The following is an 18,505-nucleotide window of genomic DNA, read 5'->3' as shown; positions in this document are numbered from 1 at the left end:
CAACTACCCCTGCTCTATCGCCCCTTCCGGGTCCAGCAAATAGGCAATGCCGAGCAGGATAGCGAAAATAAGGGCAAGCATAAGGATAGAAAGGACTGCATTTAACAACACCCGGTACCAGGCGCTGCCTTCGGGGCTAAACACTCGTGCACTCCAGAGGAATACTGCACCAAAGAACCAGAAAGGCAAAGACCCCAGCTCCATGCCTAAGAGCAGGTAGAGCGTATCGGTAAGCAGAGTGAACAGGATGGCCCAAAGTGCAAAAAGATAGATAGCGGCAGTGAAATGCTCCGGGAAACTATGCTTATGCCGGTAGTAGACAGCAGCTGTGGAGAGGCCCAGCATCGGGATCATCAGCAGGAACAGGAATAGCTGAGGCGAAAGGAACGACTTTAGGGAATCTGAAACCCCACTCACATTCACCGTAATGCCCAGGATTTCCTGGTTGACCAAAGCCAGGTGAAGACCGAAAACGAAGAGCATGTACACCACCAGCTGGCTGGGCGACAGGTAGTACCCCCGAAACCCGGACCAGTAGTTATTGACGATGTAGCGGGGATTGGCCAATAATTGCCGGAAGGTGCCCAGCAGGGAGCGCTCCGGCAGCAGCAGGCCTGACAGCCAGCCACCGATCACATCCCAGGCGTTGACGCGCCTGCCAAGGTAGCGCTGACCGCAGGAGGAGCAATAATCGCCCTGTAGTTTGGTTTGGCAGATGGTGCAGGTGGTTGAAGCAGACATATTCGAGCTTTGAGCTATGAAGTTAAGGCTTTTTTGGGCGTGGGATCCATTTTTGACTATTTTGGTCGTAAAACTTTAGCGGGTGCAAATCCAACCCAAATATCGAAAAGATCGTTATCTAAAACTATAAGTAACCTCAAGATAAAACTCAAGCCATGTCTTCCATCCTTCAGCTCGTTGGCAATACCCCTCTGGTAGAAATCAAGAATATCATTAACAAACCGGGCGTACGCGTCTTTGGGAAGCTCGAGGGGCAAAACCCGGGCGGAAGCGTGAAAGACCGGGCGGCTTATGGCATGATTAAGGGAGCCGTGGACCGGGGAGACCTGAAGCCTGGCATGAAGCTGGTGGAAGCCACAAGTGGGAATACCGGCATTGCGCTGGCGATGATTGCCCGGAGCTTTGGTATTGAAATCACGCTGCTCATGCCAGATACGGCTACTGCAGAGCGGGCACAAGCCATGCGGGCTTACGGGGCAGAGGTCATTCTTACGCCGGGGGAGAAAGGCGGGATTGAGTATTCCAGGCAGGTGGCGGAAGAGATGGTAGCCGAGGGCGGTTATTTCATGCTCAACCAGTTTGCCAATCCTGACAACTGGGGCGCCCACTACCATACCACCGGGCCGGAAATTTGGCGGGACACCAAAGAGCAGGTCACCCACTTCGTTTCCAGCATGGGCACGACTGGCACCATCATGGGCACCTCCCGCTTTTTGAAGGAGCAGAACCCGGATATTCAGATCGTAGGCGTACAGCCAACCGATGGCTCCAGCATACCCGGTATCCGGCGATGGTCACCGGAGTTTCTGCCCAAAATTTATGACCCGGAGCGGGTAGACCAGATCATTGATGTCTCTCAGGACGATGCGCAAGCTATGATGCGCAGGCTGGCGCAGGAAGAAGCTATCTTTGCCGGCATGAGCAGCGGAGGGGCGGTTACGGCGGCTGCCCGCCTGACAGAAAACCTTGATGAGGGGCTGATCGTCTGCATCATTTGCGACCGTGGCGACCGCTATCTTTCTTCCGGTATTTTTGAATGATGGTGCTGCAGGTCGTGCTGGGCTTTGCCGACCACGCTTAAAAGCTTATGGCAGGCTGATCGCAGCGCCGTCCAGTCAGGTAGGTTCTCTTTGGTCATCCGTTCTATCGTGGCGCAGGCTTTTTCCTGCTGTTTTAGCCCAAGCATAGACAAGCTGGGCTTGAATTTGTGAACAACGCTGTAGAGCCCTTCCGCAAGTTGATCCTGCAGGTTTGTTTCCACCTGCTGGATCATCTCAGGTATTTCCTTCAGGAAAGTCTGAATCATATCCTGGATAAATGCCTCATCGCCACCACTCATCGCGTGCAGGTACGAAAGGTCAATCTGCTCTGCCGGGGACTCTTCCGCCTGCGGTGCATGATCCTCTTCGCCCTGCGGAGCGGTATCCTCCAGCCATTTAACCATCACCCGGCGGAGTAAATCCGGAGCAAAAGGCTTAGTCACAAAATCGTTCATGCCGGAAGCCAGCCCATGATTGCGCTCTTCAAGCAGGGCGGCTGCCGTAAGGGCCACGATTGGTGTCTTTTTGTTCTTGCCGGCTACCCGGATACGCTTCGATGCCTCCAGCCCGTCCATTTTGGGCATATGAATATCCATCAAAATGATATCGTACTTCTTATGCAAACAGCGGCGTATAGCCTCCAGCCCATCGGGGACGATTTCAGCTTCGCAACCAAATTTTTCAAGAATCCGCTCCACGAGTTTCTGGTTCATCCGGTTGTCCTCAGCCACCAGTACGTTGATGCCCGCCAGCTTGTTTTGGCCAGCTGGCGTTGGAGCGACCGGTGCTGTGGCGACCTGCTTTTGAACCGGCAGGGTCAGATCAATGGTAAATACGGACCCTTTCCCAGGTTCGCTTTCCACGGAAATCACGCCATCCATCAGGGCCAGTAACTCACGTACGATAGACAAGCCCAGGCCTGTGCCGGCATGTCCCTGCCCTACCGCTTTCCGCCCTTGCTTAAACTGATCGAAAATATGTGGCAGATGCTCCGCTTCAATGCCCTGCCCGGTATCGCCTACTTTTATTTGCAGGTCGGCCTTGTCCCCCCGCTGGCTGAGCATGCGTACAGACAAGGTAATAGTACCGGATTCAGTAAACTTGCTGGCGTTATTCAACAGGTTGTTCAGGACCTGTTGCAGGCGCATGGAGTCTCCGATAAAAGAAGTGCCCTCCGGCAAGTCCTGCTCATACAGCACTTGTACCGGCTTATCTTTGATGCGCAGTTGCCAGGACTGATGCAGCCCACTGAACAAGCCATGCAGATCGAATGGCTTTGGGTCAAGGACAACCTCCCCGGCTTCAATTTTGGAAGCATCCAGGATGTTGTTGATGAGGTCCATGAGGTTGTCAGAAGCAAACCGCATGACATTGAGGTATTCCTGCTGATGGCTGTCCAAATTGGTGTCGCGCAGTAGGTGGACCATGCCCAGCATCGCATTCATAGGCGTGCGGATTTCGTGGCTGACATTAGCCAGGAATTGTTGCTGCGCCCGTCGGGCCACTTCCGCCTGCTCCTGAGCGGCTTTACGCTGACGCGTTTCCTCCCGCAACCGCTCGTGTGCCATGCAACCTTCAATAGCTACAGCAAACTTCTTGAGCACCGGCCTCAACTGCCGCAGGGAACGGACCGACAAAGCAGCCTCCGCAACGCCCTGAAGAAGCATAAACGCTCCGGGGCCCAATAGCAAAAGGGCAACGTAACCTTTGTTGATTTGATTAGCCTCCAGAAAGCCTGAGAAAGGAGCTTCTTTAGCAGGCCAGACCTGTATGGCGTCCTGGTCTAATGCCCTAATAATTGGATGAGCAGCCGGTAGCATGGCCTGAGCAGCCTTGCAGGCAGGCCGTGCACACAACAGTTGATAAGACTCAGGTTCCAGCTGAAGCCCCTGCTGTGCCACCCATACCGCACCGTAAGCCAGGTTGCGGCGAGCTAACAAGACGGAGAGGAACTGCTCGCAGTTGGAGTAAGCATCAAGGCCTGCACCAATGGACAGCGACAATTCATACAGATCGGATATTTCGCGAACGATCTTATCCATTTTTATTAAGTGTTGTTGTTCAGAGCACCTGTTCACAGACCAAGTCCATTGGTTTGTGTCGAGTGTGCTGTTTCAGTGTTTGTGTTTGTTTGCTGGGTTTTTGGGTGTATGCTGCAAAGCTGTTGGCATCAGTAAAGTGAGCCTATAACGATTGTTTTATTAAAAAATTCCAGATAGCCCTCTCCGTAAGAAGAGATCTCGCCCAGACTAAGCATGCCCTGCGGGCTAACTTCCGGGCGCACTGCTTTGATCCGCCTGCTGATCTGTTCCAGCTCCTCTTCGTGCCGGTCCTCCAGAAAAAGTGCCCGCGATACACAGTCAACCACCATTGTATGCCTCACATAGTCATTGTGCGCGGATTGGTTTAGGGTCTCTTCCACGGCTTCAGCAGCAGCGGCAATGAGGTTTTCCGGAATACCTTTCATAATATTCAGCACTGTGTTTTCCGGGACCTCGCCCACACAAACCAATCCTCCATCACTGTTGACGGAAATGGGATCTCTCACGACTTCCTCAGCATTTGATTTTGAAATCCCGAATGGATAGCACTTCGAAATTTCAAAAAAATTAGCCGGGCTCATTTTACAGTCGCAATCCTTTTCCACGTAGTTTTTATAAACAGTAAAAGCCTCTTCCCAATTGAGCTCGTAAATGATATTATGGGAAGTCCGGGTCGCTACAATCGGCCCGGCCAAACGCTTCCAACCATGCTTAACGCCCAGATGAGTATCATAATCCAGTAATGCGATAACGGCCGCATCCTGTAGCAGTCCATTAGGCGTAAGCAAACATGGCTTTTGTTCAAGCGTCAGTGACCCTGCACCGCCGCCTATAAAGTTGACCCGGTCTCCGAGCCGGTCATAAAGGCCGGAAAGAAAGGATGCTATGTTGGGCATCAGGCCATCAATCATAATCCATGCCGTCACTTTCTTTTCCAACCCGGAAAGCGTAGGGGTGAAATCTGGCCATCTATAATCAGACGTATTCAGCCCTTGTATGATAACCGGTGCACTGACAGACTGCAGTTTTTTAACCACAACCCCCACTTTGTGCAGGGTACTGTTGTGGATAACCCCCGGAAAAATGCCCCCTATAAAAGAGACGCCGGCCTCATTAAGCCTATCGATTAAAGCCTGAAGATTCAAGTTGTCTGATTCAGCCACAAGTAAAACGATAAGGTCCTTCGGACGTATATCCATCTTCAGGATCGCCTCGGTGATTTCAACAGGATTTTCTGACTGAACGTACATTTTCCATATAGATTTCGCATTGAGCAGTGCGCACAATGCCTTTTCAATAGCTTTGGAAGTAGAATGGCTAAGCAGACAAGTGGTCTTCGCAAACTATTTAGTTTACGTAGTTGAGGGAGATATAGACCGGACGTAGTAAGGCGCGCTACCCTGTCGTAACAGTCTGTCTCTCACGTTGGACAGGGGCTGCGGCTGGAAAAGCCTCCGGCATAAATCAGGAAAGGTATACTAGGTTAAGAAAGGTGGACTTTGGAGGTGTCCTGAGGACTATATGGGGGAATACTCTAACAGGTAAATGTATAGCTAGCCATAAAGGTATAAAAACTACCCCACATTCAAAATTTTTTTTCGCTAATGTGAGCGCAAAGGGGCGCATTCCCTCCCAATTTCACTGGTTTACCCTCCTAAACCATCCATCAGCTGACATAGGTCTCCCGGCAATTGAAGCTTCCGCTCAGGCTATATTTGCCGCCTGCACCACTTGCTAATCAGGGGCTTTTGAATACCGCAGAATGGAGTACAGGCTCTCCGTTATCTTACCACAGCGAATTGACTTTCATAATAAAAACCACGCCAGGCACAGCCATACAACCACAAATGCCCGGATACTGAATTACCAGCACCCGGGCACTAAAGCTAATGGTAAGTGCTACACCGGCTAAAACTCCCGCCCTTTGAGCATCCCATGCCAGTACATTCGCGGCAAGCCATAGGCTTTTAAGGCATACATGCTGTACCGTTCCTTCGACTGATCGAAGGGGAAGGACTCCATGGGCTGCTTGTCGTAATCAAACTCAGCCAGGATCAGGCTGCCATAGCCCGTAACTAACGGGCAGGAGGTATAACCGTCATATTTTTTGCTCATCTCTTTGCCTCCAAGATAAGCCAGTACGTTTGCGACTGTCACAGGGCCCTGCTTGCGGATAGCTGCGCCTGTCTTGGAAGTTGGAAGGTTGCTGCAATCGCCCAGGGCAAAGACATTATCAAAACGAGTATGCTGTGTGGTTTCCTTATTGACCTCCACCCAACCGTTTTCCGCAGCGAGCGGGCTGTTGGCGATAAAAGCCGGTGCACTCATCGGTGGGGTCACGTGGATCATTTCGTAAGACATTACCGTTTCTTCAGCGGTCTCCAGGTTTTTGAATACCGCTTCTTTCTGGTCCGGGCGCAGGGCGATCAGCTCAGTTTGCCATACGCGCTCTATGTTTTTGCGGTCGGCCACTTTAGTCAGGGACTCGGCATACTTTTTCACCGCAAAGATGCCAGGGCCGGCTTTGACAAACTTGACGTTAACGTTTTTGCGTACGCCGGCTTTTGACCAGTGCTCTTCGGCCAGGAAACAGATCTTCAGCGGAGCGCCCCCGCACTTGATCGGCGTGGAGGGGTGGGTAAAGATGGCGTTGCCGCTTTTGAGGTTTCGGATCGCCTCCCAGGTGGCATCTACCGTTTCGTAAGCGTAGTTGCTCACGACGCCGGTGCCCGGCTTGCCGACGCTTTCCTTCAGCCCCGGGATTTTATCCCAGTCGATCTGAATACCGGCAGCGACGACCAGCACCTCGTAGGAAATACTTTCTCCGTTTTTGAGGGTCAGCGCATTCTTTTTCGGCTGGAAGCTATCGACGTATTCCTTTATCCAGGTGGCACCGTAGGGGATAAAGTCAGCCTGATCGCGTTCGGACTCTTCCTTCGGGAAAATGCCGGCGCCGACAAGCGTCCATAAAGGTTGATAGTAGTGTTTCTCAGCCGGGTCGATAATGGCAACCTGCGGCGGTTTGGGCGTATTCATAAGCTGCGAGGCAACGGTAAGGCCTGCAGAGCCTGCCCCGACAATGACGACTTGATAATGTGCCATGTTCATTCACTTTTTTAATTTGGAAAGGATTCAGCAGGTGCGCCCTGCAGCAAGCCAGTACCGCAGAGCGTACCCGTGCTAACGTTGCGGCAGATTAGAACCGCTTGCCAAAATGTTTGGAGAAGGACAACAGGAAGCCCAGTGCCCGCTGACGGTCCTTGTCCGCCATGCCGGTAAGCATAGCCCAGATACCCGCTGGCTTAACCGGCTCCCGGTTACTGTCCACCATCGCTTCCCCTGCCTTGGCGACCACCCTGATCGTACAAGGATCAAGGACGCCACTCTGCATGAGCGCCTTGAACTCTTCAGAAGTCAGCAGTTTGGTCAGGGCAGTGAGCATTTCCAGGCCATGCTCATTGAGCGTCGTCCAGTCTACTCCACGGGCAGCGGCCCTCTGATAACCCTCGTCGAGCATATCTATGCCCATAGAGGCAAAGCCAGGCAATTTTTCGGAAAGCTCAATGAGTTGATTGATTTTGCTGAGGGTCTCCGGGCGGGTCACTTTCTCTACCAGCTCAGCTACAGCACTTAGACGGGCCGGGATATCAATGCCATTATCGGCAGCCTGACAGCAGCCGTCATCCAGGATATCGCCCATCATGCTCATAAGCCCGGGGACCTGATCCGTCATGGCAATCACTTTGTCCAGTTTCTCTACCATTTCCGGAGCCGTGAGCTTTTCTGCAATATGAAGGGCATTTTCGAGGCGCTCAGCGGGGTCCACGCCCCGGCTGCGGGCTTGCTGTATGGCATCATCTGTGATATCAGCAGCCATGCTAATGAGACCCGGCCCCTGCTCCAAAGCAGTAGCCAGCCGGTCTACGGCTGTTTCCATTGTTTCGATGCGTGAAAGAAGGTGATCCAGCGCCTTTAGTGTTTTTTCACTGTTCAGCCGCTCCTGTAGTTGGTACCCGGCTTCCGTTTCGGTCCAGGTTGCGGTTCCATTAGCTCCCATAATGTTCTTTGTTTTGCTTTCAGTATGTCGCAGCCAATGCTTTGAAGTGTTTCCCTCAAACCCAATCAGTGGTGTCCAGGACCAAAATATCCGGATTTCTGATTAGACTATGACTACACTTTCAAATATATGAAAGTATGAACATAGATGCCAGCAACACTCCGCCGGATCAGTAAAAAGTACTATAACTCCCCGGGATAGGGCTATAGCGGCTATCAGTTATCAGGCAACAACAACCCAAACATAAGCGGCGTCGCCCGTACAATCAGACAACGCCGCTCTTCAAAGCATTAGCCCGGGACATGAATCACGATCGGTAAATCGCAACACCAGCCTTTCCACCTTTCCGGACCCAGCCCCGGTACATTCCCTCGGAATTGAAAGGCAGGGCAATCTGCCCCTTTTGGTCTACGGCGATCAGGCCGCCATCACCGCCCATAGCGGCTTGCTTGTGGTTGATGACGCGGTCGGCGGCTTCGGCCAGGGAAAGCCCCTGATACTCCATAAGGCAGGAAACATCGTAGGCAACCACACCACGCAGGAAGTACTCGCCGTAGCCAGTGCAGGATACGGCGCAGGTCGCATTATTGGCGTAGGTGCCTGCCCCGATAACGGAGCTGTCCCCTACCCTGCCGTAGCGTTTGTTGGTCAGCCCTCCGGTGGAAGTGGCTGCTGCCAAATTCCCCTGTAAGTCAAGGGCTACGGCACCAACGGTCCCAAATTTATCACTGTGGTCAAGCTGCACGCGGTTCTTCGCCCGGGCTTCTTCCAGTTGCTGATAGCGGAAATCTGAAAAGAAATAATCGGGTTCGAGAATAGGCACCTCAAGGTCGCGGGCAAATTCCTGAGCACCGGGGCCGCAGAGGAATACATGGTCGCTGCGCTCCATCACCATGCGGGAAAGGGAGATGGGGTTTTTCACGCCTTCCACCATGGCTACAGCGCCGGCGTTTAGAGTGGCCCCGCACATGATAGAAGCATCCATTTCATTGCGGCCATCGTGGGTGAAGACAGAGCCGCGGCCAGCATTGAAGTACTCACAGTCTTCGAGGCTTTTGACGGCAGTCTCCACCGCAGTGAGAGCGCTGCCCCCGGCGGCAAGAACCTGCTCGCCGGCTGCGAGGGCTTGCAGTAAGGCGCGGCGGTGGGACGCCTCCTGATCTTCGGTCATTTCAGAACGGAGGATAGTGCCGGCACCGCCGTGTATCGCTAGAGAATAAGTTGACATAAATTGGTTTTACTCGGCATCCCACCAGAACCGGTCCTGAAGGTTGGGGTTCTCAGCGGGGAAGCTGTTATTGAATAGGCGTTCGTTTTGGGGGTAAATGAACCGGCGCGGGATATCGCCACCGGGATTCTGGGGGTTTTCACCATTTGGATTGGGGGAAAGTTCCGGGAAGCCCGTACGGCGGTAACCGGTCCAGCCTTCCACCTGCGTGAAATGGGCGATGTAGAGCTGCTGCAGTACGGTGCGCAGGTTGTCTTCCGTATCGCCCGACAAGGTGGCGTGGGCATCCAAATAGGCATCCATTTCCTCATCCGGAATGCCGCCGGTGACTTCCTCGATGTGGGTGCGCACGCCTTCCTGCAGGGCGGCTTCAGCGTCCCCCTCCCCTGCTCTCAGCCGGGCCTCTGCTTCCAGCATCTTTAGCTCAGCGTAGGTGATGATGGGCACGGAAGCATCCTCAGCAGCATAGAAATCGCCTACGCGCTCCAGCCCAAAGGACCGGCGGATGAGCCTGCTTTCCCTGGGGTCTTCCAGCTCATCGAGCAAGTCAGAGAAAAACGGGTCGATTTCTACGTAAGGCGTGTTTTTGAAATAGATGAACCAGGGGTTTTGTTCGGCTTCGGTAAAACCAAAGGTGTAGATCAGGCTCTCTGAAGATGATTGAAAAGCATTGGCGATGGCATCCAGCGCTTTGGCAGGAGCCTCTGCATCCCGCTTGATAGTGTGCATGTAATAGCGGGCTTTGAGCGCATGGGCCGCTTTGACCCAGCGGCCCAGGTCACCCTGATAGATGACATCATCATCACCGGGAGAGACCGTGCTTTCGGCCTGCAGGTTCTGAATAGCTTCGTCCAGCAAGGCTTGTACTTCAGCGTATACGGTTTCCTGCGGATCGTAGGATGGGCTGAAGTTGGCCCCGCCCTGAAAGGCCTGCGTGTAGGGAATATCGCCCCAAAGGGAAGCCGCAGTGCCCAGATTGAGCGCCATTAGCACTTTGGCGACGCCAGCGTAATGGGCCGATCCATCGGCTTCCGATTTTTCGATGATGATGTTGAGGACATTGAGGGGGCCGTTGTAGAAGTCCTGCCAGATAGGGTTCATATTGAAAGCCTCGTCAAGCAGGTAGCTTTCCACGGTGAGCGCCCGGTTGTCCACTCCGGTAAAGTACTGACTGAAAATACCGGCAATGACAGCCGCTTCTTCAGACAGGTTCTCGGCAGCTTCCTCCATTGCGGTAGGCAGGAGGACGGTTACCGGCACGTCGGTGGGGTCGTTGGGGTTGATATTGGTTTCCTCCAGCTCGCAGCCAGCCAGAAAGGCGACTGCCAGGAAAAGGAAGGTTATATTTCGAAGTGTCATAATACTGATCTTTTGGTCTGATTAAAATCCGATTTTCAGGTTGAAGCCCAGGCTTCGGGTGTTGGGGGTGTTGAAGTAGTCCCGCCCGAAACTGTTGCTCGCACCGGCCAGGTTGGTCTCCGGGTCGATGCCACTGTAATCGGTAAGCAGGAACAGGTTACGGCCGCTCAGCCCCAGTTCCAGGCTGCGTACGGGCAGCTTGCCGACAACCGTTTCCGGAAAACGGTAGCTGACTGTCAGTTCGCGCAGGCGCACCCAGGATCCGTCTTCAACCGAAGCTTCGGAAACCCCGGCAAAAGGATAACGACCGTAGTAACGGGAATCCAGGCGAACGGGCGTGGTATTGGGCTGACCGGAAACATCTTCGCCGTCAATGACGGTGCCTTCTGCGTACACGCCTTCGACGACCACCTCTTCCTCCCGGTTTTCGGTACTCTTGTGAATGCCCAGGTTTTGCATAACGCCCACGGTACCATTGTAGATATCGCCGCCCTGACGGATGTCCAGCAAGGCGGACACATAGAGCCCTTTGAAGGTGAAACTATTGCGCAGCCCCATAATCCAGTCCGGGTTCGGGTCGCCCACGATGCCGGGGTCCTGAGGGTTAAATATGGGGTAGCCATCGGCATCAATGAGGCGGTTGCCGTTGTCATCCCTCGACCAGCGGGTGCCGTAGAGTACGCCGAAGGGCTGCCCTTCGATAGCCCGGTTGTTGGTAGACGCTACGCCGGCGGAACCGAAACTGAGGTCAGGCACCCCTTCGCCCAGTTCTTCCACAGTGTTCTCATTGGCGGTGAAGTTGAGGTCAACATCCCAGCTGAAGTTGCGGCCTTTGACCGGAGTACTGCGCAGCTGTATTTCCACACCGGTATTGCGTACCCGGCCCGCGTTGGTAATAGCTGAAGCGAAGCCCGTGGAAAAGGTAATGGGCACAGCCAAAATCTGGTCTACACTTTCCAGGTCATACCAGGTGAAGTCAATACCCAGGCGGTTTTGAAAGAAGCGTAAGTCCGCTCCGATTTCCAGGGTCCGGGTTTGTTCAGGGCGCAGATTGGGATTGCCGATGGAAGTCGCCGGGCCGAAAGCGGTTTGCCCCTTGACCGGGCTGCCGAGCACGAAAAAGTTGTCCAGTGCATAGGCAAAGGCATCTTTACCAATACGGGCATAGGAAAAGCGCAACTTACCAAAAGAGAAGGTCGGATTCGTGGCCAGCCCCAGCGGCTCGGTGAATACAAAGCCCAGGCTGTAGCTATCGTAGAAGAAAGGCAATTCGGTAGCAGGCAGGGTCGAGGACCAGTCCCAACGCCCGGTGAAGCTGAAGTAAAGGTAATCCCGGAAGCTCAGCTGGCCGTCATAGAAGGTGCCCAGGATGCGGCGGCGGGTCACGTTGTCGTCCGCAAAGGTGACCTGAGAGACGTTGGAAATGTCGTAGAAGTCCGGTATGATGAAGTTTTCCCCTTCCGTTACATTAGAAAAACCCCGCTCGCTGAAGTAGTTGTGGCCCAGGGTCAGGCGGCCATCAAAGTCCTGTGACAAGGCGCCCTGAGCGGTAAGCAGGAAATCGGAGTTGAAACTGCGATAAGAGTACAGGTCGCTGAAGATCACGCCTGTACCGAATTCGTTGCTGTTGTTGTCCCAGTAGGAAGTCCGCTCCTCAAAGTAGTAATCCGTACCGGCCCGGTAGGAAGTGCTGAGCCAGTCTGTGAAGGTATACTCAAAGCCGGCATTGCCGATAATCCGGTTAACGCGGTCGCGGCTCAGGTTACGGTTGACGGACCAGTAGGGGTTGTCGTAGGCGCTCCAATAGGTGCGCTGTGTGCCATCCGGGAAGGAATAGGCAGCGGGCTCATCTTCCGCATTATCAAAACCATTAGCCATGTCGAAGGTTACGGGCGCGCGGGTCAGGCCCAGCATTACGCCAGACAGGTTGGAGCCCCGGTTGGTGCGGTCACCGCCAGAGTTGGTGTAGTTGGCAGAAGCGGAAACTTTGAGGCGGTCGTTGATGCGGGTATCGCCGGAGACCTTGAGGGTAAAACGCTCGAAGGTACTGTTGGGCACAATACCCGTTTGGCGCAGGTAGCCGCTGGAGACGAAGTAGTTGGTTTCTCCGTCGCCACCGCTGGCACTGAGGTAGGTATTGGATGTCACTCCGGTATTGAAGAAGTTGTCGAGATTATTAAAAGGCACGACCCGGCGATCGGTAGCGGAGGGATCGCTTTGGCCTACGATGCGTCCGAGAGCGCTGTAGCGGTAGGATTCATCCCCATCGTAGCGCAGGGTATCGATGCGCGGGCCCCAGGAGCGGTTCGACTCGCCAGGGCCTGCGTAGACTGGTACGCCTCCGGAGAGGGCGCCTTGTGCGAAGAGTTGTTGTTGTTCCGGCAGTTTGTTTACCTGATCGAAAGTCACGGACTGAGAGAAGCTGATGCCCCCGCCTTTTCGCCCCTTTTTGGTGGTGATGAGCACGGCACCGTTGGCGGCACGCACGCCGTAGAGGGCGGTAGCCGCACCACCTTTGAGGACGTTGATGGTTTCGATGTCGTCGGGGTTGATGTCGATGGCCCGGTTGGACTGATCGGTGAAATTCGAGCCCGCGAAGCTGTTGTCGATAGGCACGCCATCAATGATGAACAACGGAGAGTTTTCATTGAGAGAAGTCCGTCCGCGGATGACGATGTTAGCGGAGGCGCCCGGGTTGCCCGAGCTACTGATAACCTGAACACCCGCCACCTTTGAGCTTAGGGCATTGACCAGGTTGGTCTCCCGGGAACTGACCAGCTCTTCGCCCCCCACTTCTTCAGCAGAGTAGCCCAGGGCTTTTTTACTGCGCTCAATGCCTACTGCAGTGACCACCACCTCATCGAGGACTTCGGCAGACTCGCTCATGCGGATGTCAATTTTCGTCCGGCCATTGAGGGGTACTTCGAGGCGGTTGTAGCCGATGTAAGAAAAGATTAGAGTGGAAGCGTTCTCCTCTACATCTAGAGAAAATGCCCCGTTGAAATCAGTAATAGTGCCCACATTTGGGCTGCCTTTCACAAAAACACTCACGCCAATGAGCGGCTGAGGCGGATCGGCATCGTCCGTTACGGTGCCGGTTATGGTCTGCTGCGCAGCGAGCGGCAACATTCCCAACAGGCACAAGCCGACCAACAAAAGGATGGGTCTGAACATGTTTACAATATTTTGAAGACTGAGTGAATCACATCAGCCAGATAGAAAAAGGGAACAGGCCATTGCAGTAGCTGCTGATGACCGATGGAAAGCTGGAAAACGAGTAGTATGACTAGCAATCAAATATGGGCTGCAAGCCGGAGAGACTGGGCGTCTCCTGCAGGAAGCGGGTCGTTTTGACCGGTAAAATGGCTTGCTGGATTTGCATAGTTAGCGTTTATATCCGGATGCAAAAATATGGATTTGTGACTGAACTGCAAAATCAAGCCCCGCCTGCCCTGCCTTAACTACCAAAATCACCCGCTGAGAATCAGGAATACCATCTGAAATATGGAACAGAATTATTTTTTTCGTACTTTTGGGTTTCGACTTTAAGCAGTCCCAATTTATGAGTACCTCATTTTGCGTTAAAACTCAGGCCACTCAACCTACCCACAAGCAGCTCAGCCTGATGGGCCTGCAGCCTATTTTCGACTGCTAAACCAAGCTTCCTGTAAAGTTTTTTCCCTGTACTGCGATTGACAGCACCTTCTGGTCTGTTGATGCCATTCACAGGGCATTCATATTTTCCCTATTTGTTTATTTAAATTTTTTGCGATGAAAAGACTAGTACAACTTGTCTGCGTAGCCGTAATGCTGGCTACCCTGTCTGCTACTGCACAGGAAACGATTGTTTATGATTTTGAAGACGGGGTTATGCCCGAAAGTTTTACGCTGATCAACCGGGACATGCTCGTACCTAATCAGCCAGATGATGCGGGCTTTGCCGATACAGCCTGGATGGTGATTGAGAGCGGGCTGCTGGAAAGCTTTGCTGCCATTAGCATTTCCTGGTATGTGAATGATGCCGGCCCGGCGGACGACTGGATGATCCTGCCGAAAATCAGCGTGACAGAGAACTCTATGCTAAGCTGGACGGCCATTTCCACCACTTCTTCCGGTGATTTCCCGGACAGCTATCAGGTGCTGATTAATGCAGAAGAGCCGACTTTTGAGAGCTTCGAAGCCAATGGTGCTATTTTGGCCAGCTTCGACCCCGAAGAGTGGGAAACCCCACAAATGCGGGAGGTGAGCCTGGCGGACTATGCCGGACAGAGCGTGCATATTGCTTTCCGCAACGTCACCCCCAGTGGCGATGCTCTGCTGATTGACGACATCACTATCACCGAGGGTGAGATTAGCAGCGTAGCAGAAGTTGATAATGCCGCTTTTGAATTCAATCTCGCGCCTAACCCGGCAATCGATGCGGGCACCGTGCTGCAGTACACGCTGGAGCAGGCGGCCGATGTAGCGATCAGCATTCAGGATATGAGCGGGCGTCAGGTGCAGGAACTGCGCCAGGGCCGCCTCGGTGCGGGCCGCCACAACGTACAGTTGGAGACGAGCAGCTTGCCAGCAGGTGTTTACGCGGTGAGCGTACGCACGGCTGACAAAGTGGGCACTACGAAACTTATTGTTCGATAACCTCTTGACTATAAGGGCCGGGGCACCCCCGGCCCGATTTTTCCTTACTTTTATCCGATCTACCATGCTTACCAGAACGCTCTTTTTGATTTTGACCGTCCTGCCTGCTTTCTTACACGGACAGGGGTACACTCGTTTTTTTACCGGCGACACCACGGATGTGGAGACCGACCCCATACCCGGCATCGTGCTCGCGGGCGGCGGGGGCGATAATGACCAAGCCATGCAGTGGATGCTGGAACGGGCCGACAGTGGTGATGTGGTCGTCCTTCGGGCCAGTGGTTCCGATGGCTACAATCCCTACTTTTTTGAGGACCTGGGTGTTTACGTCAATTCGGTGGAGACCATTCGTTTTGACGATGCGTCGGCTGCGAATGATCCTTATGTGGAAGCCCAAATCCGTAATGCCGAATGCCTGTTCTTTGCCGGAGGCGATCAGTACGACTACCTTTCCTACTGGCAGGGCACACCGGTACAGGAGGCCATCAATTACCTGATTAACGAGAAAGGGGTACCGGTTGGTGGCACGAGTGCGGGCATGGCTATTCTTAGCAACTGGTACTATGCGCCTTCCAGCTTTTCGCTGGATGCGGAAGAAGCCCTCTCCGACCCTTTCCACCCGGACTATGAAGTGCTGGGGCAGAATGACTTTTTGGAAGTGCCCTACCTGGATAACACCATTACCGACACCCACTACGAGCAACGGGAACGGCCCGGCCGGCATATGGGCTTTCTGGCACGCATAGCGGAAGCCACCCAAAGCCGGTCTTTCGGCATAGCCGCCAATGAGTACACCGCAGCCTGTATTGATGAAAACGGCATCGCCCGGGCATTTGGTGAATTCCCGGAATTTGAGGAAGATATTGTATTTTTCCTGCAGTCTAATTGTCAGGAGGAATTCCTGCCGGAAGTGATGGAAGCGGGGACGCCCTTAACCTGGAACAGGGGGCAAAGTGCAGTGAAGGTGTATGCTATTCCGGGCCGGACGGATGGCTCGGGCAGCATTGACCTGAATGACTGGCAAACAGTGCAGGGTGGCAAGTGGCAAAACTGGTATGTGGAGGCGGGTGAGCTGACCCGCATTCCGGAGACCAATGGCGACTGTGCGGATGTGCTGAGTTCAACGGCTGACCGGAGTGACAATACTGCTTTCCGTGTCTTCCCTACTCCGGCTTCCGGGCAGCTGTTTTGGGAATGGAACGGCGCATCGGCTACCGGGCAGTTGTCCTTGCGCATGATAACCGGCCAGGAAGTGCGCGACTGGCCCAATGCAGTTTCTCCGGTTGATATTTCCGGGCTGCCCGCTGGCGTGTATACCCTGGAAGCCATTATTGACGGGCAGCTGGCGGTCAAAAAGATTATCATTGAATAGCAATACCCCTCTTCGAATATGAAAAAATTCCCGGATACCCTGCTGATCATTTTTGGAATTATGATTGTGTTTATCGGCCTGACCTGGCTGGTGCCCGCTGGTGAATTTGAGCGGACGGTAGTCAATGGGCGGGAGGTGCTCGTGCCCGGTTCGTACGAACGGGTGGAGGCCAATCCGCAGGGGCTGGGGGCGTTGTTGCAGGGGCCCGTCCGGGGGTTTATTTCGGCGGCGCAGATCATTGCCTTTGTTTTTTTGGTGGGTGGTGCGTTTGGTATTATTACGCGGACCGGAGCAATTGATGCCGGGCTGCAAAGCATTATAAAGTTCAGTGAGCGGCACCCGAAGTACCGGCACTGGATACTGCCGGTGGTGATTACGCTGTTTTCGCTGGCGGGCGCTACCTTCGGGATGAGCGAAGAGGTGCTGGTCTTTGTGCTGATCACGATTCCGTTGGCCCTGGCGCTGGGTTACGATTCCATAACCGGAATAGCCGTTTCCTTTGTTGGGGCCGGGCTGGGTTTTGCCGGGGCGTTTATCAATCCGTTTACGATTGGGGTGGCGCAGGGCATTGCTGAGCTGCCCCCGGCAAGCGGGATGGGCTACCGGCTGATGGTCTGGGCGGTCACTACAGTGATTGGCATTATCTACATTATGCGCTATGTGCTAAAGCTGGAAAAGGACCCCACGCTGAGCCCGGTGTATGAGCTTGATCAGCAGCGCGACCTCAGGCAATTGGGCAAAACTGAGCACCAGGAATTTACCCGGGGGCACCGCTATGTTTTGCTGGCACTTACGGCGGCACTGCTGCTGCTAGTCTATGGTGTGGGGCAATGGGGCTGGTACATCAATGAAATTGCCGGGCTGTTCATTGGATTAGGAATTGTAGCCGGGATGATTTCTCACCTGGGGCTGGAAGAAAGCGTTGATGCCTTCAAAGACGGTGCTAAAGATATGCTGACCGCGGCATTGGTGATCGCCATGGCCAAGGGGCTGATCGTCATTGCGGAGGATGGGAAAATTATTGACACCCTTCTGCACACGATAGCAGGGTTATCGGAAGGCCTGCCCAAGCCGGTCACCGTGGAAATCATGTTTATCTTTCAGACTTTGCTCAACTTCTTTGTGCCTTCCGGGTCCGGGCAAGCCGCCCTGACGATGCCGATCATGGCACCGCTGAGCGATCTTTTGGGCATCAGCAGACAGACGGCGGTGCTGGCTTTTCAGTTTGGGGACGGACTTTCCAATCTGATTATCCCCACGAGTGGGGTAACGATGGGTGTACTGGCGATTGCCAAAATTCCCTACAACGTGTGGGTGAAGTGGTTCCTGCCCCTGTTCCTTATCCTTTGTGCCGCCTGCATGCTGATGTTGCTTCCGCCGGTCCTCTTCTTTGAGTGGCCCTAAGGTTACTTATCGTTTGCGTTGAGGATATTCAGTACCTCATTGGTGATATCAAATCCGTCACGAGCACCGAGGAGGCTTGAGCCTTGTCCGTACTGCAGGATGAAGTCGTAGCCCCGGGCTTCCTGCAGACTATCCATGAGATTGCGGAGATTGTCCTGGAAGTCAGCGGCCAGTTGCTGCTGCTCTGCGCCGAGGGTAGCGGATAGCTGCTCCTGTTCTGCGAGCAGTTCCTGTTGTTTTTGACCGAGGCGTTGCTCCTCTGCTGCAATCTGATTAGGAGCAAGCAGCCCCTGCTGCACTTTGGCCTGCACCTGACGAAATTCCTTTTCCAGAGCCTGCATACGCTGATTGAGGCCTTGGGAAGCGGTTTGCTGACGAGCCGCCAGGTCTTCCTGTTTTCTGCGGAAATCCTTGTAGTTGTTGAGCAGGCTGTCGGCGTCGATGTAAACGATGTCTAACGTCTCATCTGTACTGGCAGCGGCCGTGGCAGAACTATCGGCTGAGGCAGTGCCCGATTGCTGCGTGAACAAATAGATGACTGCGATTAGCAGGATGGCATTAAGTGCCAGAGAAATATTGGCTTTCATTAGATTGATTTTCCGCAAAGGTAAAAAAATACGGGCT

Annotated in this window: 13 protein-coding genes; 4 read left to right on the top strand and 9 right to left on the bottom strand. The window is 53.8% G+C overall.

Translation table 11 applies throughout. The annotated features are described in order from the left end of the window. Positions 1 to 3: 3 nt before the first annotated feature. On the bottom strand, positions 4 to 741 hold the full coding sequence (locus ACO08I_RS24295; RefSeq protein WP_282783541.1) for a DUF3667 domain-containing protein: 738 nt from the start codon (positions 739 to 741) through the stop codon (positions 4 to 6). A 155-nt stretch (positions 742 to 896) separates the two neighbouring features. On the opposite strand from ACO08I_RS24295, the gene cysM reads away from it, so the two are divergent. Continuing rightward, positions 897 to 1,781 (top strand): cysteine synthase CysM, encoded by an 885-nt coding sequence (cysM, locus tag ACO08I_RS24290; RefSeq protein WP_282783543.1) that lies wholly within the window; start codon positions 897 to 899, stop codon positions 1,779 to 1,781. On the opposite strand, the gene ACO08I_RS24285 is transcribed toward cysM, so the two are convergent. The 7 genes from ACO08I_RS24285 to ACO08I_RS24255 form a co-directional block, all read right to left on the bottom strand. Then, positions 1,754 to 3,823 (bottom strand): ATP-binding protein, encoded by a 2,070-nt coding sequence (locus ACO08I_RS24285; protein WP_282783545.1) that lies wholly within the window; start codon positions 3,821 to 3,823, stop codon positions 1,754 to 1,756. The two genes, cysM and ACO08I_RS24285, sit on opposite strands and share 28 nt — an antisense overlap. Before the next feature lie 128 nt (positions 3,824 to 3,951). Continuing rightward, on the bottom strand, positions 3,952 to 5,073 hold the full coding sequence (locus ACO08I_RS24280; RefSeq protein ID WP_421947369.1) for an FIST signal transduction protein: 1,122 nt from the start codon (positions 5,071 to 5,073) through the stop codon (positions 3,952 to 3,954). 658 nt (positions 5,074 to 5,731) lie between these two features. Further along, complete coding sequence (locus ACO08I_RS24275) at positions 5,732 to 6,931, bottom strand: FAD-dependent oxidoreductase (RefSeq protein WP_421947368.1); 1,200 nt, start codon at positions 6,929 to 6,931, stop codon at positions 5,732 to 5,734. A gap of 88 nt (positions 6,932 to 7,019) precedes the next feature. Beyond that, complete coding sequence (locus tag ACO08I_RS24270; RefSeq protein WP_282783551.1) at positions 7,020 to 7,880, bottom strand: DUF1641 domain-containing protein; 861 nt, start codon at positions 7,878 to 7,880, stop codon at positions 7,020 to 7,022. A 307-nt stretch (positions 7,881 to 8,187) separates the two neighbouring features. Continuing rightward, positions 8,188 to 9,108, bottom strand: a complete 921-nt coding sequence (locus ACO08I_RS24265; RefSeq protein ID WP_282783553.1) for an isoaspartyl peptidase/L-asparaginase family protein — start codon at positions 9,106 to 9,108, stop codon at positions 8,188 to 8,190. A gap of 9 nt (positions 9,109 to 9,117) precedes the next feature. After that, positions 9,118 to 10,467 carry a SusD/RagB family nutrient-binding outer membrane lipoprotein gene (locus tag ACO08I_RS24260; RefSeq protein WP_421947367.1) on the bottom strand — a complete coding sequence of 450 codons (1,350 nt, stop codon included), beginning with the start codon at positions 10,465 to 10,467 and terminating at the stop codon, positions 9,118 to 9,120. Positions 10,468 to 10,488: 21 nt separating this feature from the next. After that, entirely contained in the window at positions 10,489 to 13,641 is a 3,153-nt protein-coding gene (locus tag ACO08I_RS24255) for a SusC/RagA family TonB-linked outer membrane protein (RefSeq protein ID WP_421947366.1), read from the bottom strand. Positions 13,642 to 14,238: 597 nt separating this feature from the next. Here ACO08I_RS24255 and ACO08I_RS24250 point away from each other — a divergent pair. From ACO08I_RS24250 to ACO08I_RS24240, 3 genes are all read left to right on the top strand, one after another. Further along, on the top strand, positions 14,239 to 15,105 hold the full coding sequence (locus ACO08I_RS24250; RefSeq protein ID WP_282783558.1) for a T9SS-dependent choice-of-anchor J family protein: 867 nt from the start codon (positions 14,239 to 14,241) through the stop codon (positions 15,103 to 15,105). 64 nt (positions 15,106 to 15,169) lie between these two features. Further along, positions 15,170 to 16,477 carry a Type 1 glutamine amidotransferase-like domain-containing protein gene (locus ACO08I_RS24245; RefSeq protein ID WP_421947365.1) on the top strand — a complete coding sequence of 436 codons (1,308 nt, stop codon included), beginning with the start codon at positions 15,170 to 15,172 and terminating at the stop codon, positions 16,475 to 16,477. Between the two features lie 18 nt (positions 16,478 to 16,495). Beyond that, on the top strand, positions 16,496 to 17,881 hold the full coding sequence (locus ACO08I_RS24240; protein WP_282783561.1) for a YfcC family protein: 1,386 nt from the start codon (positions 16,496 to 16,498) through the stop codon (positions 17,879 to 17,881). A 2-nt stretch (positions 17,882 to 17,883) separates the two neighbouring features. On the opposite strand, the gene ACO08I_RS24235 is transcribed toward ACO08I_RS24240, so the two are convergent. Next, positions 17,884 to 18,468, bottom strand: a complete 585-nt coding sequence (locus tag ACO08I_RS24235) for an OmpH family outer membrane protein (protein ID WP_044215556.1) — start codon at positions 18,466 to 18,468, stop codon at positions 17,884 to 17,886. Positions 18,469 to 18,505: the final 37 nt, after the last annotated feature.

The organism is Phaeodactylibacter xiamenensis, assembly GCF_965229835.1.
In the GTDB taxonomy this organism is placed as follows: domain Bacteria; phylum Bacteroidota; class Bacteroidia; order Chitinophagales; family Saprospiraceae; genus Phaeodactylibacter; species Phaeodactylibacter xiamenensis.
This window is presented reverse-complemented; position numbering and strand designations above follow the sequence as displayed.